We start from the raw sequence: 21,578 nt of genomic DNA on the forward strand, positions 1-21,578 counted from the left end.
CCCCACCTACTTGGTATAGGCCAGTGCAGCGTGGCTAGTTCTAGAGTCCTGCCCTGATGTGGCGCTCGCCACACGAATCTCGTACGACAACATCGCAACCGAGCGTGTGGATGGATGCGGCCGGTGGGCCACTCCCGTCCATCAGTTCGGCCAGCATGAGCAACGCGCTCTTGCCCATGTCCGCGATGCGTACGCGTACCGTGCTTAGCGGCGGCGTCACATATCGCGCGATCAAAATGTCATCGAAGCCGGCCAGGGCGATGTCCCTCGGCACCTCCAATCCGGCTTCCCTGAACGCATAAAGGCATCCCACGGCCATCATGTCGTTCCCTGCAAAAACGGCGCGCGGGCGCACCTTCTGCGCCAGCAATTCGCGTCCTGCGCGGTAACCGGACTCTTCCGTGAAATCGCCGGCAACGATGTTCAGCGCCGCTTTTGGCGCATGGCTGGCCATGGCCGAGCGGTAGCCCTTCTCGCGTTCCTGCGCATCGAAGTTGCCTCGCGGCCCCGCGATGAGCGCGACGCTGCCGTGGCCCAGGTCAAGCAGATGCCGCACCATGGCGTTGGCGCCGGCGAAGTTGTCGATGTTCAAGGCCGGATAGCGCGTGCTCTTGACCGGACTATCGAGCAGCACTGCCGGCAGATCCGACGGCAAGTTCGCTTCAAGGAATGCGGCATCGACGAACTCGGACAGGATCAGCATGCCGTCCACGCGGCCGCGCATTGCGCGCACGGCTGCTGCGGCAGCGTCCACGCCATCGTGGGAGCTGGATACCAGCAGGTGCAGGCCGCGGGCGCGCGCCGCCAGGTCGATGCCACGGATGAGTTCCGAAAAGTACTCGCCGTACAGATCCGGCAAGACCGCACCAACGGTGTTAGTGCGGCCGGTAATCAGGCTGCGCGCTGCGTTGTCGGGGACATAGCTCAGACGCGCGGCGGTCGCTCGAACGATCTCCTGCGTCTCGGGCGTAACTCCGCCGCTACCGTTGAGAACACGCGACACCGAGGCAATCGAGACCTTGGCCTCGCGCGCCACGTCTTTGATGGTGGTTCTCTTTTTCGTCGCCATGGCATTGCCGCGTCGCAGGGCGTGATCAGGTCACGCGACAAAGCCAACGTAAACGTTTTCATGAGAACTTGTAAAGAAGGAGAAACACTCTTCTTACGCTGCGGTGCGGAATTTCAGGACGCGGGAAAATCGCCCTATTGATGCAGAAAGGCGTTTAGGCAGCGGTGCAATTGCACTTGTCCGCCGATACGGCAGTGCAGCATCGACAGAAGATGGGTGGATGCGTCAGCACGGTCTCGTGCCGACCGTGCGCTTCAGTACGGCAGGCCTGGCCAGGCGGGTGGGCGCTTCATCCGGGCATGTCAGCGGGTGAGGCGTTAGAGGAGGCGGGTCATGCGCCCCTCCGCACGCCCTTCTTCCGGCCGCGCAGAGGGGCGCCGAATCCTCACTTCTTCGGACGGAACGCCTGCTCAAGCAGCGCCTGGTCGAAGCCGTGGCCAACCTGGCCCTCTTCGGCATAGCGATACAGCGCTGCCGCATAAATACCCTGCAGCGAAGCCTGGATCAGGCCAAGCAGGGTCAGGCCGATTACCACGATCGCGATGGCCAGCACGACGGCAACGGCCGATTGCAATGCGAATGCACCCATCAGCAGGAGACCCGACACCAGCACCGCCACAAACATCAGCAGGCCAAACACCACCCCGAGACCGGCATTGCCGATGATGTTCTCGCCCCAGGTTTGCTGCAGCAGCTCGACGCTGCGCTTGATGGCATCGGTGGGACCTACTTCCTGACTGGCCAGTACCGGCACCACCAGGAAGGTTGCCACCGTCCAGGCCAGACCCAGGAAGCCAACCACCAGGCGGCCGATCAGGCCCAGGCGCTCCTGCAACGCACGCAGCAGCAAGCCCACCGTGGCCGCGATCAGCGCATAGCCAAAGATGCTCGCGATGCGTTGACGTGCCAACTCGAAACCCGCCGAGAAACTGGCCGGCTCACCGCGCAGATGCATCAAGGCGGCGCCTGCCAGGGCGGTGTTGAAGAAAATGATCACGAAGTACTGCACGAGATAGAACAGGAACAACGCCACGTATCCGCCGGCGGACAAAGCGCGCTCATGGGATTCCAACGCGTGTCCTGAAGCGGCAACAGTCAGCCCGATGGGAATCAGAAAGCTGGCCGCCACCAGCAGGCAGCATATGCCGGATACCAGCGGGAACATCAACAGCGACTTGTCCGAACGCAACACCGCGGCGCTGGCCTTCATCAGGCTCCAGCTACGAGAAAAGCGACCTGCCATGAGCTACCTCCTTGTTGAGAACATGTGCGTTCTATCATCCGCTCTCTGCCGGCGACAGTGCATACGCAGCGCCTACAGCGGCTCCGCCACCAGCGGCTCACTGTCCGCCGGGAACGCGGCCCACAAGGCCGCCATGGTGAGACCGCTGAGCGGGTGCACCAGCGTAGGCGCGATATCGGCGATCGGCTTGAGCACGAACGCGTGCCGGAGCTCCTTGCGCGGGATGTCCAGGTGTCCTTCGCCTTGTCGTACCAGATCGTCGTACAGCACGATATCGACATCGAGCGTGCGGTCGGAGAAACGTGGCACGTCGCGGCGCCGACCATGGCGATCCTCGAGCGCATGCAGCCAGTCGTTCAGCGCCTCGGGCGAAAGATCGGTATCCATGCCCACGGCGAGATTGACGAAATCGGCGCCTTCAAAGCCCACCGACTTGCTGCGGTACGCCGGCGAAACGGACAGCTCGCCGAATTGCGCACGCAACTCGTCCAGCGCCGCACGAAGGTAACGCGTCGGCTCGAGATTGGAGCCCAGGCTCAAGTAAACGCGTGGCATCTTAAGGACGCGTGCCACGCTCAATGCGTACGCCTACCGCCTTCGCGCCGCGCACCGCACCCGGCTTGGACAGCTTGAGCCGCACCCACGACACGCCGAACTCTTCGCGGATGATCGCAGCGCAGCGTTCGGCCAGCGTCTCGACCAGACCGAAGCTCGAGGCACCCACGTAATCGATCAGACGCTTGGAGACGTCCTTGTAGTTGAGCGTGAGCGCAATGTCGTCACTCGCGGCGGGCACCGTGTTGTCGAACGCCATCTCGATATCGAACGACAGCGTCTGGCGCACGCGCCGCTCCCAGTCGTAGATGCCGATAACGGCGTCGATGCGCAGGTCTTCGATGAAAACAATGTCCATGCCGATAGGGTACCGATCTCCCTGTAGGAGCGCACCCTGTGCGCGATCACGGCGTTACCGCTCCGTTGGCTTCTCGCGCACAGGGTGCGCTCCTACACAGGATGGGGGATCACATCGCCGGCGGCAGGCTTTCCAGATCCCAGCGCGGAAACACCTGCACGGAGGCGTCCTGATGCTGCCCGGCCGCCAAGCGGATGGCACCCGCCAGCGCAATCATCGCGCCGTTGTCGGTGCAGAAATCCAGGCGCGGGAAGTACACCTTGAAGCCCTCCTTATCACCCGCGGTCGCCAGCTCGGCACGCAGACGCTTGTTCGCGCCCACGCCACCGGCGATCACCAGTCGCTTGGCGCCACTGGCCTGCAAGGCGCGGCGACACTTGATCAGCATGGTGTCGACAATCGCTTCCTCGAAGGCGCGGGCGATGTCGGCGCGGGTCTGCTCGCCGTGGTCGGAGTGTTGCCAGGCCAGCAACACCTGGGTCTTCAGGCCGGAGAAGCTGAAATCCAGGCCAGGGCGATCGGTCATCGGCCGCGAGAAGCGGAACAGGCCGGGGCGCCCCTGCTCGGCCAGCTTGGCCAATGCGGGGCCGCCGGGATAAGGCAGCCCCATCATCTTGGCGGTCTTGTCGAAGGCTTCGCCGGCAGCATCGTCCAGCGTGTCGCCCAGGATGCGGTACTCGCCGATGGCCTTCACCTCGACCAGCATGGAATGGCCGCCGGATACCAGCAGGGCCACAAAAGGCGGCTCCGGCGGGTTGTCTTCCAGCAGCGGGGCCAGTAGATGGCCTTCCATGTGATGGACGCCGATCGCCGGCACGCCCAGCGCCCAGGCCATGGCGCGGGCGGCCGAGGCGCCCACCAGCAGGGCACCCACCAGACCAGGGCCAGCGGTGTACGCTACGCCACCCAGGTCCGACGGGGTCAGCCCGGCTTCGGCCAGTGCCTCGCGCACCAAGGGCAGCAGTTTGCGCACGTGATCGCGGCTGGCCAGCTCGGGCACCACGCCACCGTAGTCGGCGTGCAGCTTGATCTGGCTGTAAAGGGTATGTGACAGCAGGCCGCGCCCAGGCGCGTCCGGCTCCCAGCGCAACAGGGCTACGCCGGTCTCGTCACAGGATGTCTCGATGCCCAGAACAGGCCCGATAACAGGCTTGGTTGACTGGGGCTTTGAAAATGCTGTCGTTTCCACGTTATACTTCGCGGCTCACCGTATTCAAACGGCTCGTTAGTGCGGGCCAGTCTAACACTTGGAGTTTCCATGCCCAGCGTAAAAGTCCGCGAGAACGAGCCTTTCGAGCTTGCCCTGCGCCGCTTCAAGCGCACTTGCGAAAAGGCCGGCGTTCTGGCCGAGACCCGCAAGCGCGAGTTCTACGAAAAGCCGACCCAGGAGCGTAAGCGCAAGCGCGCTGCCGCCGTGAAGCGTCACCTGCGCCGTCTTTCGCGCGACGTCTCCCGCAAGACCCGGATGTACTGAGTCCGTCGTCCGCTTCGTGCGGACGGCTGGTCGCGGTTACTTCGCGGTACCGTGACCCGGGTTGCCCGGTAGCTGGCGCGTCCATTCGCTGCCGCTGCCCTCAAGCTTTGCACCGGCCGGCGTTGCCTTGAGCAGCGCCGGCTTTGTGTGTTTCCGAGGAAAAACCATGACCCTCAAGCAGCAGCTCACCGAAGACATGAAGACCGCCATGCGTGGCGGCGACAAGCACCGCCTGGGCGTGATTCGCCTGATGCTGGCCGCGATCAAACAGCGTGAAGTGGACGAGCGCATCGAGCTGGACGACGTCCAGGTGCTGTCCGTGCTGGAGAAGATGCTCAAGCAGCGCAAGGACTCGGTGACCCAGTTCGTCGCCGCCAACCGCGAGGATCTGGCCGAGGTCGAGCGCGGCGAGATGGTGGTGATCGAGACTTACCTGCCGGCCAAGCTCAGCGACGACGAAGTCGACGCGCTGATCACCGCCGCCATCGCCGAAACCGGTGCCAGCTCCGCCCGCGATATGGGCAAGGTGGTTGCCGCGGTGAAGGAGAAAGCCGCCGGCCGCGCCGACATGGGCGTCGTATCCGGCCGCATCAAGGCGCGCCTGGCGGGCTGATCACGCCGCTTTCACGCAGCCAGAGCAGCAGCGCCACGACCAACCCGATCACTGCGGCCACCGACAGCGCAGTGATCCGTTGGCGTTCGCGCAACCCAAGCCAGCCGGGCCGGTCCACGTCATAGCGCCCATTGCCCGGCTGCGCCAAACCAACCCTCGCTGCATCCCCTTCACGTCCGCGCCTCTAAAACCGGCGACGTCGTCAGCGCCGACGCTGGCCATCCCCAGGCATAAGGGAGTGACGCATGCTCAAGTGGGCCATCATCTTCTTCATCATTTCGCTGCTCGCCGGCTGGATGGGCTTCGGCAGGGTATCGGGCGCCGCCGCCACCATCGCCAAGGTGCTGTTCGCGGTCTTCGTGATCCTGTTCCTGTTTGCACTGCTGGTCATGGCCGGCTTGATCAAGGCCATTTGAGCGACGACTCAGTCGATCGCGCGTTCCATGCGCCGATGGTCGGGCACGCGCACCTGCGCGTTGGCCAGGCGCGAACGTCGCTCGCTGACCACTTTGAAGCCTGCACGCCGATAAAGCGCCTCGGCTCGGGGATTGCTTGCGGCGACATCCAGAGCGACGCGCCCCCTGCCCGCCTCACGTGCGCTGTCCACCAGCCGGTCGATCAGGGCACGGCCAACGCCGCATCCGCGTAGCTCCGGCACGACGGCAAGGTGGGCGAGGTAGTGCATGTCGCCATCGGGTGGGCGGATCACCGATTCCACGCGCAAGCCGCGGGTGATCACGGCGGCGCCGTGTCGCAACCCGTAGTGAGAGAGAATTTGCCGCGCGGCTGCAAGCATGAACTTCCCTTTGGTGTCCGCGCCGTAGCCGGCGCCGACGGCTACCACCCGCTCATCGGCGACGCCTACCCAGTGGTTGCGCCAACCGAACTCGCCCGCGCCATCGACAAAGCAGTACTGCAGGAACGATGGTGCATCACCGCCCTTTCCCGCGGCAAAGACGTAATCGAACGCCGCCGGTCCCGAGCTATAGATGAGCGGCACCGCCACTGTCGCGTCTTCAGGCCTGGCAGGGCGAAAGCGCACCTGCAAGCCCGGCCCTGCCATCCCAACGCCATGGTCCATCGCCGCCCCCAACACGTTCAGCTTCCCCGCATGCAGCATAGGGCAACCCAGGAAGCCCCGCAGGGGGCGCTCCGACCACTAAGAGGGCATCCGCGGCCACCGCACGGACAGGCGTCACACCCTCTACACTAAACAGCTTATGCGCGGACGTATCCCTGACAGTTTCATCGACGAACTGCTTGCCCGCGTCGACATCGTCGACGTGATCGAGCGGCGCGTGCCGTTGAAAAAAGCAGGTCGCGAATGGACCGCCTGCTGCCCGTTCCACAACGAGCGCTCGCCATCGTTCTACGTCACTCCGGCCAAGCAGTTTTTCCACTGCTTTGGTTGCGGTGCGCACGGCAGCGCGCTGAAATTCCTGATGGACTACGAGCGCCTGGAGTTCCCGGATGCGGTCGAGGAACTGGCGCAGTCGGTCGGTCTCACCGTGCCGCGCGAAGGCGGCCACGACCAGGCCCCGCGCGAAGACAAGACCGATCTCTACGCCCTGCTCGACGCCGCCGCGCGCTGGTACGAAAACGAGCTGCCCAAGAACGCCGAGGCACAAGCGTATTGCCGCAAGCGCGGGCTGGACGAGGACACCATCAAGCGCTTCCGCATCGGCTGGGCGCCGGCGGGGTTCGACGGCGTGATCAAGGCGCTGGGCAGCAACGACCGCCGCATGCAGTTGCTCAACGAAGCCGGCATGGTGGCGAGCAACGAGCGCGGACACCGCTACGATCGCTTCCGCGAACGGGTGATGTTTCCCATCCTTGACCGCCGTGGCCGCGTGATCGCTTTTGGTGGCCGCATCATTTTCAGCGCGCCTCCTGCGCGCGAGGGTCAAGAAGCGGGCATCCATGCCCGCACTTCTCAACAAGCACCGGGCCCGAAATACCTCAACTCGCCCGAGACCCCACTGTTCCACAAAGGCCGCGAGCTGTTCGCGCTATGGCAGGTGAAGCAAGCCAATCCGAGCCTGGCACGCATCGTGGTGGTCGAAGGCTATATGGATGTCATCGCCCTGCATCAGGCCGGCCTGCCGATTGCGGTGGCCACCCTGGGCACGGCGACCACGCCCGAGCATACCGAGGTGCTGTTCCGCGCCGCGCCGGACGTGGTGTTCTGCTTCGATGGCGACCGTGCGGGCCGTGCCGCCGCATGGAAGGCATTGGAAGCTGCGCTACCCCGCATCCGCGATGGACGCCAGGCGTATTTCCTGTTCCTGCCCGATGGCGAAGACCCCGACACGCTGATCCGCAAGGAAGGCAAGGACGGCTTCGAAAAGCGCATGAAGGCGGCTACGCCCTTGTCCGAATACTTCTTCAACGAGCTGGCGCACGACGTGGACACCGCCAGTCTCGATGGCCGCGCGCGACTGGCCGAGCGTGCACGCCCACTGATCGCCAAGCTCCCGGATGGCGCCTTCCGCGACCTGATGGCGCAGGAGCTGGAAAAACGCACCGGCGCGCGTGCCTTGCTTGAGCCCGACCCGGCCGCACGACGTTCCCTGCAGCGACCGACGGTCGTACAGCGCTCGCTGGTCCGCAGTGCCATTGCGCTGTTGCTGGCCCAGCCTGGCGTGGCCGATCAAGTGGAACGCCCCTATGGCTTCCTGCGCCTGGAAAAGCCAGGCGTCGAACTGCTGGCCGAGTTGATCGACCTGGCGCGTTCGCGCCCGGGCATCAACCCGGCCATGCTGGTAGAACACTTCGCCGAGCGTCCTGAATATCCGTCGTTGCAAAAGCTGATGGCCGCGATGGTGGTGGGTGAACCTGAAGCGCAGCGCACCGAATTCTTCGGTGCCTTGCAGCGCATGGAACAGCAGATCGTCACGCAGCGGCGCGAATGGCTCACCGCCAAGAGCCGCGAAGGCACGCTGGATAGCGCCGAAAAAACCGAGCTGCGCGAATTGCTGGCGGCGCGCGTCCCGCCGACCGCACCCGCGAACTAGCCGGCTCCGCTCGCAGCATCCCCGGCCCAGCCCGTCCATGCGTGATGTGTCAAGGGTGCGTTGCCGCAAGCGCAGGCAGGCATGGGTGTGGGATCATCGGCCACTCCCCCACGGCATCGGCAACCACCCGGGCATGGATGTAGATGGAACTGCTTGAACGACTGGTAACCGTGTTCGCCGAGAACGGCTACTTCGCGGTGTTCATCGCGTTGCTGCTGTGCGGCGCGGGCGTGCCATTGCCCGAAGACATCACCCTGGTCGCCGGCGGCGTGATTGCCGGCCTCGGCTATGCCAACGTGCACAGGATGTTTGCCGTGGCAATGGTCGGAGTACTGGCCGGCGACTCCGCCATGTTCCTGCTTGGACATCATTACGGCGCACGCATCCTGCAGTGGCGCCTGGTCGCGCGCGTGCTGACGCCGGAACGCTACGCCAAGGTGCAGCAGAAATTCGAGCGCTACGGCAACCGGCTATTGTTCTTCGCGCGCTTCCTGCCCGGCATCCGTACGGCGGTCTTTATCACCGCCGGTTCCACCCATCGCGTGTCATTCCTGCGCTTTTTCCTCCTCGATGGCCTGGCTGCGCTGATCAGCGTGCCGTTCTGGGTCTATCTCGGCTATTTAGGTGCCGACAACCACGAGTGGCTGGCCAAATGGATACGCCGCGGCCAAAACGGCCTGTGGGTACTTGCCGGCATCTTGATCGTCGTCGCGCTGGTGCTCTGGTGGCGGCGCAAGCGCCGCGCCTCCTGCGCATCGCCGGATTCACCCTGACGCTTTCAGCAAGCTACGCCTTGGCCCCACCGCAGGTGTACGTCTTTAGTACTGTCCCGCGGGTGCAGCAGATGCCGCTACATCCGACGCATCCTGCCGATGCCACCAGCCACCGCCGAGCGCCTGGAACAATGCCACGGTATCGGCATAGCGATTCGCCTGCGCCTGGATGAAGGCGATCTGCGCCTGCCGCCAGGTCAGCTCCGCATTGAGCATCACCGCATCGCTGATATCGCCCAGCGCGAGCTGGTGCTGTGCGATCTCGAAGCTGCGCGCCGCCGCGCGCTCGGCGCGCTCCGCCGCCATCAGCGCCTCGGCATCGAAACTCACCGCATGCAACACATCCGCCACGTCCTGTACGGCGGAGATGACCGTGCCCCGGTACTGCGCAGCGCTCTGCCGATAAGTGGCCTCCGCGGCACGCTGCTTATGCTTCAGCGTGCCGCCGTCGAAGAGCGGTACGACGATAGGGGCACCGATATTCCAGAAGCCCGTGCCCGTGCCCAGCAACGTGCTGGCGCTGTCCGCCGCGCTGCCGATATTCGCGGTGATCTGCACATTCGGCAGCCGGTTCGCGATGGCGACACCCACCTGGGCGCTGGCCGCATGCAACTGTTCATCGGCCATGCGCACATCGGGGCGCTGCTCGACCAGGCGCGCCGGCAAGCTCAACGGCAGTTGGCTCGGCAGTTGCAATCCATCCAGAGTAAAGCGGGCATCCATGCTGTCGCTGGGCATGCGACCGCTGAGTGCGGCAAGCAGGTCGCGCTGCTGGGCCAGCTGCTTTTCGAGCGGCGGCAACGTGGCCCGGCTCTGCTCAAGCGCGGCCTGTTGCGCTGCCACCGCTGCTTCGGCCGCATCACCGAGCGCAAGCTGGCGTTGCAGCGTCGCCATGATCCGCTGCTGGTCATCGATGATGTGCCGGGTGGCGTCGATCTGTGCACGCAGCGAGGCCTCCTGGATCGCGGCATTCACAAGGTTGCTGGTCAGCGTGAGGTAGGTCGCCTCCAGCTGAAATCGCTGTGCGTTGGCCTCCGCCACTAAGGACTCGACCTGGCGGCGATTGCCGCCCCAGAGATCCGGCGAGTACGACACGCTGACCTGTGCGGTGGTGAGGTTGTACAGCGTGCTGTTGGAAGCGACGTTGCTGGCCAATACCGAGCCGGTCTTCTGCCGGCTCGGATCGACACTGGCACTGACGCTGGGGAAGAACGCACCGCGCTGTGCACGCACATTCTCCCATGCCGCCTGCAAGGCCGCATGAGCCGCTTCGGCATCGGCGTTGTGCTTGAGCGCGTCGTCAATCAGCGCATTCAGCGGGGCGGAATGGAACAACGTCCACCACTGGCCCGGAATGTCCATGTCCTGCACGAACTGTTGCGGCTGCCCGCCCGGACCGGAGGTGGAAGCGGTGGTCTGCGGCGTGGCCGTGGGTGCGTAGTCATGGGCGGCAGGCGCCTGCGGACGTTGGTAATCCGGTCCCACCGTACATGCGCTGAGCGTGATGGCGATGCCCAGGGCAAGCAGCGCGCGCTTGCTATGACGAGTCGTTACTTTGCGGATGGTGTGCATGGTCAAACCTCCGTCGCCGGCGGCGCGCGTCGCTTGTGCTTCTCGATGAAGCGTTCCACCCCGAAATAGAAGCCGGGCAGGATGTACAGCGTGAGCAAGGTGGCGATCGGCAGGCCGCCGACGACCACGGTGGCCAGGCCGCGCTGCACATCCGTCCCAATGCCGGTGGCGAGCGCAGCGGGAAGCATGCCCACGCTGGCCACGGTGGCGGTCATCAGCACCGGGCGGAAGCGCTCGGTCGCGCCGGCCAGCACCGCTTCCGCCAGCGGCATGCCTTCGTTTCGAACGCGGTTGATATTCGACACCATGATGATGCCGTTCTGTACGGCCACGCCGAACAAGGCGATGAATCCGACCGCGGTGGCGATGTTCAAGGTCTCGCCACGCAGATGCAGCGATATCAGCCCGCCGACGGTCGCCAGCGGCACCACCGCCAGCACTAGCAAGGCCTGATGCAGCTTGCCGAATTCGGCAAACAACAATACCGCCATGATCGCCAGCACCAGGCCCAACACCACGATCAGGCGCGCCTGCGCACGTTGCTGGTTCTCGAACGTGCCTGCCCATTCGAGGTGATAGTTCTGCTTGTCGAAGTGAACCTTCGCATCAATCCGTTTTTGCGCATCGGCGAGGTACTCCGACAGCGCACGATCGCGATTGTCGATGCGTATCGTCAACTGGCGATGACTTTGCTCATGAGAGATCGTGCTTTCGCCCATCGCCAAGCCGATATGTGCCACCTGCTTCAGGGGAATTTGTGCACCGCCGGCGGACGTCAGCGGCAGCTGACCAATCGCTTCGATATTGTTGGCAGCAGCATTCGGGACCCTGGCCGTAACGTTGTAGATGCGATCGCCCACAAAGACCTGCGCCATCGGCGTGCCGCCGATGGCCGTTTGAATAAGGCTGCTGATATCGGCGATGTTGATGCCATAACGTGCCGCCGCCTCACGATCCGCCGTGATCGCCAACTGGGGATTTGGCGGCTCCTGGAAGATCGACGCCTCGGCCGTGCCGCGCACGTTCTTGAGCACATCCACGATCTCGCCACCGATGCGGCGCAGCTCCCTGAAGTCATCGCCATAGATGCGCAACACCAGCGGGCTATGCGCACCACCGATCATGTCGTTCTCGCCGTCCACGATCGGCTGGCTGATACCCACGCTGATGCCTGGCATCTGCTGCATGCGCGCATTGAACCGGCGCAGGAATTCCGCCTTGCTCTCACCGCTCGCCCAGGTGTTGTACGGCTTCAGGCCGACGCCCGATTCGACGTGTGACGGCGTCCAGGGATCCGTGCCGGAATCGTTGCGGCCGAGCTGGGTCACCACATAGGAAACCTCGGGAAACTCGCGCACGGCATGGCGCAGATCGGCCGCCATCGCACTGGCCTTGTCCAGCGAAATACCGGATGGCATCTGCACCTGCAACCACAGCGCACCTTCATCCAGCTCGGGAAGAAACTCGCGCCCGATCGTGGCCCCGAGCGCCAGCACGCCGAGGAAGGTCACGCCAGCGGCCGTATAGGCCACCGGCAGTCTTTGCATCAACCGCCCAAGGCTGGCGCTATAGGCTGCCTGCAGTCTTTGCAGCGGCTTGTTGTGGAACATCTTGCGCGGCTTGCGCAGCGCGATATAGGCGAGGCCCGGCGTCAGTGTCACCGTGCATAGCAAGGCGGCCAGCAAGGCATAGCCCACGGTGAAGGCCATGGGCCGGAACAGCTTGCCTTCCGCATGTTCGAACGCGAACAACGGCAGATACGCCGTAATGATGATCAGGGTCGCAAAGAAGATCGAACGGCCGACGTGCTTGGTCACCGTCATGACGTCGTCTTCGGTGAGCACGTCGTCGGGCTTTTCCTCGCGGCGCCGCAGGATCGCCTCCGTCACCACGATGGTGCCGTCGACAATCACGCCGAAATCGATCGCGCCGAGCGAGAACAGATTCGCCGGCATATGCGTGAACTGCATCAGGATGAATACCGTGACCAGCGACATCGGTATCGCCACCGCGGCCACCAGGGCCGCGCGCGGGCTGCCAAGGAACAGGATCAACACGATGCAGACGAGGCCGACGCCCTCCATCACCGTGCGGAAAACTTTCTCCTTGGTGGCATTGACCAGGTCGTCGCGGTCGATATACGGGACGATGCGCACGTCCTGCGCCGCGAGCTGCTGGTTGAGCTCGGCGACCCTGGCATGGATACCTTCCAGCACGCGCGACGGATTCTCGTACTTCAGTTGATCGACGATGCCCTGGATGGTGTCGGGATTGTTGTCCTTGCCGAGGATGCCCTGCCGCACCTGATGGCCATAGCGCAACTTGCCCAGATCGCGTACGAGCACGGGCACGCCATTGCTCTGGGTGACCACGATGTCGCCGAGCTCCTGCAGCGTATGCACCATGCCGATGCCGCGCACGATGTACGACTGCTCGCCGCGCGTGATGCGACTGCCGCCGGCATTGGAGGTATTGGCCGAGATCGCGCTGGTGACCTGATTCACGCTGACGCCGAAGCGCAGCAGCTGGGCAGGATCCAGCTCCAGCTGGAACTCCCTGGTGAAGCCGCCGAAGATATCGACATTGGCCACGCCAGGCACTTTCTTCAGCGCGGGAACGATGACCCAGGTCTGCAACTCGGACAGCTGCATAAGATTCTTGCTGTTGGACTCCAGCGTGTAGCGATAGATCTCGCCGGCCGGACCCGAGACCGGATCGAGCCCAGGGGTGACCCCGGGAGGCAGACTGACCTGGCTGACCCGCTCCATGATGCGCTGGCGCGACCAGTAATCTTCTGCCCCATCCTTGAACACCATGGTGATCAGCGACAGGCCGAAGGTGCTGCTGGAGCGCATGCTCACCAGCCCCGGCGTGCCGGCGAGGCCGCGTTCCAGCGGCGTGGTGATCTGCTGCTCGATTTCTTCAGCGGCCAGGCCCGGCACCTGGGTGGTGACCTGGGCGGTGACATCGCTCAACTCCGGGTAGGCCTCGATGGCCAGCTGTGTCCAGGAGTAGTAGCCGAAGCACGCGACCAGGATCGTCACGCCGAAGAACAACACGCGCTTTTGGAAACAGAACTGGAAGATCGTATTAATCATTGAGCAGGACTCCGCCTCTCACGATCACGCGATCGCCGGCCTTCAGGCCCTTGGTCACGCGTGCACCTTCCGTCTCCGAATAGCTGAGCTCGACGGCGCGGCGCTCGAACGCCCACGGCGCAACTTCGACGAACACCGTGATGCTGTCGTTGTTCATCAGCAGGGCCGACTCCGGCACGATGACCTGCGGCGGCTGCGGGATGTGGAAGCTCGCCTGCGCGAACATGTTCGGCTTTAGCCGTCCATCCGGATTGGCGACGGCCACGCGCACCATGCTGCGTCGCGTATCGGCCTGTAGCACGGGACTGACAAAACTCACCTGCCCGTGAATGACCTCTTCCGGATAGGCGGACAGCGTAGCGTCGACCTGCTGGCCCTTGGCCACCTGGCCCACGTCGCTCTCCGGCACATTGGCGGTGATCCACACCGTATCGAGATTGGCGATAGACAGCATGGGCGCGTTGGCGTCGTTGACATACATGCCTGGCGAAACCGACAACGCGGTGACGTAACCGCTGGCCGGCGCCGTGACGTTCATGGACCGTGCCGTGGCATGCGAACCCGACGCACCACCAACCGCGGTCAAACGTATCTGCGCGCGATTGAATTCCGCCAGCGCCTGGTTGTAGCCACTTTGCGCCGCCTGCAGGTCCTTCACTGCGCTACCGCCCGCCTGCTGCACACCCCGTGCACGCTCCAGGCTTTTTCTTGCCAGGTCGAGCGTATCGCTGGCCTTGTCCGCGTCGGCATAAGCCTGCGCCAGGTCGCCCGAATCGATCACCGCCAACAGCTGACCACGGCTGACATGGTCACCCAGACCGACCTTCAGTTCGACCACCTTGCCTGTCAGCGACGGCAACACATTCGCCTGATGCGCCGGATCGACCTCGACCTCCGCCGGGAACGTCATGGCGTGCGGCATCTCGCGCATCTCGACAGCCTGGACGATCAACTCGGAGCGCAGCGGGGACTTTTCAGGAATCCGTAACACGCCGTGATCCGAAATGACGTGGGGCGTTTCCACAGACTCGTTCGACGAGTGCGAGCAGGCGGCCAGGCTCAGCGACACGGCAAGAGCGATGGACAGGCGCGACAGATGTTTGATGGTGAGGAAGAACATGACTTTCCCCTTGCGGGATGGAAGCTCGAACGAAGGCACAGCGGTCACCAGGACCACAGAGCAGAGTTGTGCGACAGGGGAAAGACAGGGGCTGGGAATCTGCCCGAGAGGTCCCGGTTCGCGGTCAAAGCCGTTGACGGCTACCGCTTCCGGGGGCGCCTTCAGAACGAAGGGCGCGCGTTGGCGATATCAGGTCGGCGTATTCAGGATTGACAGATCGCTTGTAGGACTAGGGTCCAAGGTCGGGTTTCTCCTCTACCGGAATGTATCGACGCGTCATGCTGCGCCAGGGGCCGCCGGCTCACGGATCAGGCGATCCTGCAACAAGCCGGCACGCTGCAGCGGCAGATAGGCCAGCGCCGCCAGATGCGAATGCACACGCTTGAGGTCGCGCAAGATGCGCAGGTACACGTCGCCACCGCCGCCGTCGCGGCGTTCGCGCAGCGCACGCACGTGCCGATCCGACGCTTCGTTCTCCAGGCGCCACAACACTTCCTTGCGACCGATCAATTGCTGCGCCGCGCGCAGGTCGCCGCGCAGGAACACGGTCAGGCCCAGGCGCAGGCTCTCCATCACCTGCGCGTGCATGGCGGCGAGGTCCTGAATATCGTCGGCGGAGAAGTCCTGCCCGCTCTGCACCTTCTTGGCGGCGAACTCCATCAGGTTGTTGGCGGTGATGTCGCCGATGTGCTCGATGTTGATGACGAAGGCGTGGATCTCCTGGCTGCGCTCGCCATCCTCTTCGTTCAACGCTTCGCCGCCGAGATCGGCCAGGTATTCGCGGATGGCCAGGCCGAGACGGTCCAGCGAGGTATCCATGCGGCTGATCGATGCCGCGCGCGTACGGTCGTCCTTGCCAAATACCTCGACCAACCCCTTCAGCATGTCTTCGACCATATCGGCCATGCGCATCGATTCGCGTACCGCGTTGGCCAGGGCCACATTGGCGGAGTCGAGCGCACCGATATCGAGATACTGCGGCAGTCCCGGATCGTTCGGCTGTGGCGGCTCCGGCAGCAGTCGCACCAGCAAGCGGGCAAGGCCGTGCAAGGGCACGATAAAGATCAGCGCCAGCGCCAGGTTGAAGGCGGTGTGGAAGTTCACCACGATGCGCGCAGGCGACGTGCCCAGCGGCGCCAGCCAGTGCGCCAGCAGCGGCAAGATCGGCAAGCACACGATGCAGCCGAAAGCGCGCACCATCAAATTGCCCATCGGCAAGCGACGCGCTACCGGCGTATGCGCTTCCAGCAACGCGGGAATGGTGCCACCCAGGTTGGCACCGAGCACCAGGGCCAGGGCACCAGGCGCATCGATCACGCCGGCGCTTGCCAGCGACACGATCAACAACACCACCGCGATGCTCGAATGACAGGCCCAGGTAAGCAACGCCGCCACCAGCATGGCCAGCACCGGCTCGCTGGCCAGGCTCTGCAAGATCGCGTGCAGCACCTGCGCGTTCTCCACCGGCGCCATTGCGACTACCAGCAGATGCAGCGCCAGCAGCATGAGGCCCAGGCCAATCGCCACGCGCCCGATGTTCTCGTAGCTCACGTCGTCGCTGCGGCGATAGATGGTGAAACCGATCAGGATCAGCACCGGCGCCACAATCGAAATATCGAACGACATCACCTGCACGATCAGGGTGGTACCGACGTTGGCGCCGAGCATCACGGCCAGTCCCGGCGCGAGACCGAGGAAACCGCTGGCAGCGAACGAGGTGGCCATCAGGCCCGTCGCCGTACTGCTCTGCAGGATCGCGGTGATGCATACCCCGAAACCGAACGCGGCCGGGCGATGGCCCAGGTAGCGTCCCATCCAGCGGCGCAGCGCACTGCCATAGCCACGCAGCACGCCGCTGGTGACCATGTGCGTGCCCCACAGCAGCAGGGCGACGTAACCGGCAATGTCGAGTAAAGCGAAGGTGCCCTTCATGGCGTGGCCTCCTTGATGCGAATCGAACGCGCGAGGCGTCCGCCCCTCCCTTGGCGGGAGGAGAGGTGATCATTCATGGGCATCGATGCAGGTGCCCTCGTCAGTTGCTGCGTGGCAACGCAGCAAGCCATGAAACGCTTACCCTACGCTTTCGCCCCTCGCGAAATCGGCAGGGTCACAACCAGCGACCGTAGCGGCGGATATAGATCAGCTTCATCAGCTGGGTCAGCACGCAATAGGTCAACACCGTCAGCACCAGCCAGCCAAAGTACACGCCGGGCAAGGCCACCATGCCGATCTTCGCGCCAAGGCTGGTGTAGGGCACCAGCATGCCGATGATGATGATCGCCGTGGTCAAGGCCAGCACTGGTGCTGCCGCCACGCTCTGCAGGAACGGGATCCTGCGCGTGCGGATCATGTGCACGATCAGCGTCTGCGTCAGCAGGCTCTCGATGAACCAGCCGGACTGGAAGAACGCCTGGTGCTCGGTGGAATTGGCGCCGAACACGTACCACAACAGCAGGAAGGTGGTGACGTCAAAGATCGAGCTGACCGGACCGACCCACACCATGAAACGGCCGATATCGCTGGCGTCCCATTTGCGCGGCCTGCGCAGGTATTCGTCGTCCATGCGGTCGAACGGAATTGACAGCTGCGAGATGTCGTACAGCAGGTTCAATACCAGGATCTGCAGCGGCAACATCGGCAGGAACGGCAGGAAGGCGCTGGCGATCAGCACCGAGAACATATTGCCGAAGTTCGAGCTGGCGGTCATCTTGATGTACTTGATGATGTTGCCGAAGGTGATGCGACCTTCGATCACACCCTCTTCCAGCACCATCAAATTCTTTTCCAGCAAGATGATGTCGGCCGACTCCTTGGCGATGTCGGTAGCGGTATCCACCGAGATGCCCACGTCCGCCTCGCGCAGCGCTGGTGCGTCGTTGATGCCATCGCCGAGGAAGCCCACGGTGTGGCCCTGGCGCTGCAACGACTTCACCACGCGCGCCTTCTGCAACGGCGACATCTTGGCGAACACGGTAGTGCGCTTGACCAATTCATCCAGCGCATCGTCATCAAGCGGTTCGATGTGCTTGCCCTGCGCCGAGTGCTGCACATCCAGGCCCACTTCGCGGCAGATCTTGCGCGTCACCGCCTCGTTGTCGCCGGTGATCACCTTCACTTCGACGCCATGATGATGCAGTGCCGCGATGGCCGTGGCCGCGGTGTCCTTCGGCGGATCGAGGAAGGCGAGGCAACCGATCGCGATGAGGTTGCTTTCGTCGGCCACACCATAGGCGCGACCCGCCGGTGGCTGGCGCTTGATCGCCACCACCAGCACACGCAGTCCGTCCTCATTGAGGCCGCGCGTCATCGCCTTGATGTCGGCGCGCTGCTCATCGGTCATCGGCAGGACTTCGTCGCCGGCCTTGGCATAGGAGCAGATCGAAAGCATCTCCTCCACGGCACCCTTGCACACCAGCAAATCGTTGCCGTCGCCGTTACCCAGCACGACCGACATGCGACGGCGCTGGAAGTCGAACGGAATCTCGTCGACGATGCGGTAATGCTGCGCGACTTCTTCCAGGTCGCGATGGGTCAGCACCGCCTTGTCCATCAGGTTCTTCAGGCCAGTCTGGAAGCGGCTATTGAGATAGCCGTATTCCAGCGCCTCGTCGGACTCTTCGCCGTACAGGTCCAGATGGCGCTCCAGCACGATCTTGTCGAGCGTCAGCGTGCCGGTCTTGTCCGTGCACAGCACGTCCATGGCGCCGAAGTTCTGGATCGCATTGAGGCGCTTTACCACCACCTTGCGCTTGGACATCGCCAGCGCACCCTTGGCCAGGTTCGCGGTGACGATCAGCGGCAGCATTTCCGGAGTCAGGCCTACCGCCACCGACAGCGCAAACGTGAACGCCTGCAGCCAGTCGTGCTTGTCCAGGCCGTTGATCAGGAAAACGATCGGCACCATCACCGCCATAAAGCGGATCAGCAGCCAGCTGACGCTGTTCACGCCGCGGTCGAAGCTGGTCTGCACGCGCTGGCCGACGATAGTGCGCGCGATCGAGCCCAGGTAAGTACGCGAACCGGTCGCCACGACCACCGCCGTGGCGGTGCCGCTGACCACGTTGGTGCCCATGTAGCACACGGTCGGCAGATCCAGCGGATTGTCGGCGCCGCCGGCATGCAGGTCGTCGGACACCTGAGCATGCGCGGGCGCCGACTTCTCCACCGGCAGGGACTCGCCAGTGAGAATGGCCTGACTGATAAACAGATCCTTGGCCGAAACCAGGCGCAGATCCGCAGGCACCATGTCGCCAGCGGCGAGATGCACGATATCGCCCGCGACCAACTCGCCCACCGGCACTTCGATGCGCTCGCTGTGGCCGTCCGAAGCGCGGCGCGTCACCGTGGCGGTGTTGCGCACCATCGCCTTGAGGTTTTCCGCCGCCCTCGACGAACGGTATTCCTGGGTGAAGCTCAGCAGCACGCTGATGCCCACCATCACGGCGATGATGATCGGCCCGGTTAGGTCGCTGGCATCGGTAAACAGCTGCACCGCAGCGAGCACCAGCAGCACGATGATGAACGGGTTCTTGAACGCACGCAGCAGCTGCGCCGACCAGTGCGGCGGTTTCTCGTGCGACACCTCATTGAGGCCGTCCCGATCCAGACGCTCGGCAATCTGTTCCTCATTGAGACCTGCGGCGCTGGTATCCAGCGCGGCGTACAGTGCCTCGTTATGGCGGAACGCTTCCTGCGCGACGGCCACGCGCACGGGTGCGCCGGCGCTCTTGCCGGCCGGCTTGCCGGTGACGGTCTGGGTGGAGTGCTTGAACATGACTCGCTTCCGTGAAATCGGTGACATCTGATGCGGACCAGCGAGCCGGCAGGGTTACCCCGCGCGTGACGCCAATGCCTGCGCTACGACCTTCGTCGCCATCGAAACCACGGGACTGGCGGAGGCCAGCCCTTGCGCGGGACATCGATGCGAGCCGACGACGGCTTCATCAGTGACTGGATACCAGCTGTAGATGACGATGCGCTTGCGACGGGGCATGTTCGTGCCAACGGGCGACAGGGCGACCGCGGGACGTATCGGGCTTCCAATGCATGTCGAGCACGGCCGGAGCCGCTGCGTCATGCAGCGGCGCGGGGACGGTGATCGTCCAGGAACGGCGAGATTCCACACGGCGGCCTGCCAGCAACTGGCGTCCCGCGGTGCGCAGACGAAAGAAATCGCGAAGGAGCTTCATGGGCCCATCTCCTCGTAACGGCGCCGACGGCGCCATCAGAGGTGGGCCGGACTTCCCTAGTCTAGGAAAGCACCAGCCGACCGCAGGCGGTCGCCGCAGGCAATCAATTTGTTATGCAATGCCGGCACCCGATGCTTGCGGATGTCGACGTTGCGACTAGGGTAAACGTCCATATGCCTTGGTTTGATAGGACAGAGGCCCACAGGGCAGGTCATGCCGAGGGGCTCGGGTATTGTCTTGCTGCGGTGCGCAAGTGTCAACCCGATGACAACGCGCCGGATGGCGAAAGTTGTTGCGCATTTTGGACGCGACGGCCATTTCGACCACCTGCCGGGGCTGCAGCTCCTTCTCCCCTCCGGGGAGAAGGTTGGGCTGAGGGGGCGGGTGCTCGCGATAACGCTACAACCGAGCGGTACCGCCAGCGTGCCGCTTACGCGGCAGGCGATCGAAACGCCCGCTGCGTAAGCGGCACCCTTGCCATAACGCTCAGTTTTAGCGCTATCGCAAGCACCCGCCCCTCATCCCAGCCTTCTCCCCCTTGGGGAGAAGGAGCAAAGCGTGCGCGACGCGACCTTCCGGCAGACCGCTAACGTCACACCGAACGCTGAAACACCATCCCCTGCTGCACCAACGGCTCCATCAACCAATGGTCGGCGAGCAGGAAGGCGAACAGCGCCATCAGGTACACGATGGAATAATTGAACACCTTCATCGCGAAAAACTCGTCCGGTGGATTCAGCAGACGCACGGCGTAATACAGAAAGCCCGCCCCCAACACCACGGCACCGCCCAGATAGACCATGCCGCTATAGCCGGTAAGCGCCGGCAGCAAGGTCACCAGCACCAGCAGGATCGTGTAGAACAACACGTGCCAGCGCGTGAACACCACGCCGTGCGTGACCGGCAGCATCGGCACCTGCGCACGCGAGTAATCGTCGCGGCGGAAGATCGCCAGCGCCCAGAAATGCGGCGGCGTCCACACGAAGATGATCAGGCACAGCTGCAGGGCGAACGGATGCAAGGCACCGGTCACCGCAGTCCAGCCGAGCACCGGCGGAATCGCGCCGGCGAGGCCGCCAATCACGATGTTCTGGGGTGTGGCGCGCTTCAGGTAGGCGGTGTAAATCACCGCATAACCGATCAAGCCGCCAAACGTCAGCAGCGCGGTGAGCGGATTCACCAGGAATACCAGAATCAGCATCGACACCACGCCAAGCGTCAGCGCAAACGTCAGCACCTGGCGCGGGGTGAGATGCCCGGTGGCCAGGGGGCGATGTGCCGTGCGCGCCATCAGCTTGTCGATGCGCTGATCGATCAGGTGATTGAAGGCGGCCGCCGAAGCAGAGGCCATCCAGATACCCAGGGTACCGAACACCAGGGCACGCCACGGCGGAATGCCGGGCACGGCCAGGAACATGCCGATGACAGCGCAGAACACCAGCAGCGCGACGACGCGCGGCTTGGTCAGTTCCAGATACTCGTGGAAAAGGCTGCTCATCG

Annotated in this window: 19 protein-coding genes; 5 read left to right on the plus strand and 14 right to left on the minus strand. The window is 63.9% G+C overall.

Annotated features, from left to right (window positions below):
• Nucleotides 1-40: 40 nt before the first annotated feature.
• The 5 genes from ACT01B_RS19230 to tsaD form a co-directional block, all read right to left on the minus strand.
• Nucleotides 41-1,069 carry a LacI family DNA-binding transcriptional regulator gene (locus tag ACT01B_RS19230; RefSeq protein ID WP_445144811.1) on the minus strand — a complete coding sequence of 343 codons (1,029 nt, stop codon included), beginning with the start codon at nt 1,067-1,069 and terminating at the stop codon, nt 41-43.
• A 385-nt stretch (nt 1,070-1,454) separates the two neighbouring features.
• Nucleotides 1,455-2,312, minus strand: a complete 858-nt coding sequence (locus ACT01B_RS19235) for a DUF6159 family protein (protein WP_445144812.1) — start codon at nt 2,310-2,312, stop codon at nt 1,455-1,457.
• A 72-nt stretch (nt 2,313-2,384) separates the two neighbouring features.
• On the minus strand, nt 2,385-2,867 hold the full coding sequence (folK, locus tag ACT01B_RS19240) for a 2-amino-4-hydroxy-6-hydroxymethyldihydropteridine diphosphokinase (RefSeq protein WP_445144813.1): 483 nt from the start codon (nt 2,865-2,867) through the stop codon (nt 2,385-2,387).
• 1 nt (nt 2,868) lies between these two features.
• Nucleotides 2,869-3,225: a dihydroneopterin aldolase gene (folB, locus tag ACT01B_RS19245; protein ID WP_445144814.1), complete on the minus strand. Its 357-nt coding sequence runs from the start codon at nt 3,223-3,225 to the stop codon at nt 2,869-2,871.
• 109 nt (nt 3,226-3,334) lie between these two features.
• Nucleotides 3,335-4,369: a tRNA (adenosine(37)-N6)-threonylcarbamoyltransferase complex transferase subunit TsaD gene (gene tsaD / locus ACT01B_RS19250; RefSeq protein ID WP_445147530.1), complete on the minus strand. Its 1,035-nt coding sequence runs from the start codon at nt 4,367-4,369 to the stop codon at nt 3,335-3,337.
• 114 nt (nt 4,370-4,483) lie between these two features.
• On the opposite strand from tsaD, the gene rpsU reads away from it, so the two are divergent.
• On the plus strand, nt 4,484-4,699 hold the full coding sequence (gene rpsU / locus ACT01B_RS19255) for a 30S ribosomal protein S21 (protein WP_055999514.1): 216 nt from the start codon (nt 4,484-4,486) through the stop codon (nt 4,697-4,699).
• 166 nt (nt 4,700-4,865) lie between these two features.
• Entirely contained in the window at nt 4,866-5,312 is a 447-nt protein-coding gene (locus ACT01B_RS19260) for a GatB/YqeY domain-containing protein (RefSeq protein ID WP_445144815.1), read from the plus strand.
• Here ACT01B_RS19260 and ACT01B_RS19265 read toward each other — a convergent pair.
• Entirely contained in the window at nt 5,290-5,460 is a 171-nt protein-coding gene (locus ACT01B_RS19265) for a hypothetical protein (RefSeq protein ID WP_445144816.1), read from the minus strand. The two genes, ACT01B_RS19260 and ACT01B_RS19265, sit on opposite strands and share 23 nt — an antisense overlap.
• 97 nt (nt 5,461-5,557) lie before the next feature.
• On the opposite strand from ACT01B_RS19265, the gene ACT01B_RS19270 reads away from it, so the two are divergent.
• Nucleotides 5,558-5,728, plus strand: coding sequence for a DUF1328 domain-containing protein (locus ACT01B_RS19270; protein WP_445144817.1), 171 nt, complete (start codon nt 5,558-5,560; stop codon nt 5,726-5,728).
• Nucleotides 5,729-5,736: 8 nt separating this feature from the next.
• Here the strand turns inward: ACT01B_RS19270 and ACT01B_RS19275 are convergent, their stop codons facing one another.
• Nucleotides 5,737-6,432 carry a GNAT family N-acetyltransferase gene (locus ACT01B_RS19275; protein WP_445144818.1) on the minus strand — a complete coding sequence of 232 codons (696 nt, stop codon included), beginning with the start codon at nt 6,430-6,432 and terminating at the stop codon, nt 5,737-5,739.
• A gap of 100 nt (nt 6,433-6,532) precedes the next feature.
• Here ACT01B_RS19275 and ACT01B_RS19280 point away from each other — a divergent pair, with 100 nt between their 5' ends.
• Both ACT01B_RS19280 and ACT01B_RS19285 read left to right on the plus strand, forming a co-directional pair.
• Nucleotides 6,533-8,326, plus strand: a complete 1,794-nt coding sequence (locus ACT01B_RS19280; RefSeq protein WP_445144819.1) for a DNA primase — start codon at nt 6,533-6,535, stop codon at nt 8,324-8,326.
• A gap of 143 nt (nt 8,327-8,469) precedes the next feature.
• Entirely contained in the window at nt 8,470-9,099 is a 630-nt protein-coding gene (locus ACT01B_RS19285; protein ID WP_445144820.1) for a DedA family protein, read from the plus strand.
• Between the two features lie 45 nt (nt 9,100-9,144).
• Here the strand turns inward: ACT01B_RS19285 and ACT01B_RS19290 are convergent, their stop codons facing one another.
• The 7 genes from ACT01B_RS19290 to cyoE all read right to left on the minus strand — a co-directional run bounded on the left by ACT01B_RS19290 (nt 9,145) and on the right by cyoE (nt 21,576).
• Nucleotides 9,145-10,671 carry an efflux transporter outer membrane subunit gene (locus tag ACT01B_RS19290; protein ID WP_445144821.1) on the minus strand — a complete coding sequence of 509 codons (1,527 nt, stop codon included), beginning with the start codon at nt 10,669-10,671 and terminating at the stop codon, nt 9,145-9,147.
• Between the two features lie 2 nt (nt 10,672-10,673).
• Nucleotides 10,674-13,769: an efflux RND transporter permease subunit gene (locus tag ACT01B_RS19295; RefSeq protein WP_445144822.1), complete on the minus strand. Its 3,096-nt coding sequence runs from the start codon at nt 13,767-13,769 to the stop codon at nt 10,674-10,676.
• Nucleotides 13,762-14,889 (minus strand): efflux RND transporter periplasmic adaptor subunit, encoded by a 1,128-nt coding sequence (locus ACT01B_RS19300; protein WP_445144823.1) that lies wholly within the window; start codon nt 14,887-14,889, stop codon nt 13,762-13,764. The genes ACT01B_RS19295 and ACT01B_RS19300 overlap by 8 nt, the downstream gene beginning before the upstream one ends.
• Nucleotides 14,890-15,165: 276 nt before the next feature.
• Nucleotides 15,166-16,821: a Na/Pi cotransporter family protein gene (locus ACT01B_RS19305; protein WP_445144824.1), complete on the minus strand. Its 1,656-nt coding sequence runs from the start codon at nt 16,819-16,821 to the stop codon at nt 15,166-15,168.
• Between the two features lie 175 nt (nt 16,822-16,996).
• Nucleotides 16,997-19,663: a magnesium-translocating P-type ATPase gene (mgtA, locus tag ACT01B_RS19310; protein ID WP_445144825.1), complete on the minus strand. Its 2,667-nt coding sequence runs from the start codon at nt 19,661-19,663 to the stop codon at nt 16,997-16,999.
• A gap of 169 nt (nt 19,664-19,832) precedes the next feature.
• The gene (locus ACT01B_RS19315) at nt 19,833-20,078 is read right to left on the minus strand and encodes a hypothetical protein (protein WP_445144826.1); all 246 of its coding nucleotides are present in this window, start codon (nt 20,076-20,078) and stop codon (nt 19,833-19,835) included.
• Between the two features lie 592 nt (nt 20,079-20,670).
• The gene (gene cyoE, locus ACT01B_RS19320; protein ID WP_445144827.1) at nt 20,671-21,576 is read right to left on the minus strand and encodes a heme o synthase; all 906 of its coding nucleotides are present in this window, start codon (nt 21,574-21,576) and stop codon (nt 20,671-20,673) included.
• Between the last annotated feature and the right edge of the window lie 2 nt (nt 21,577-21,578).

This window comes from Dyella sp. Tek66A03 (assembly GCF_052567735.1).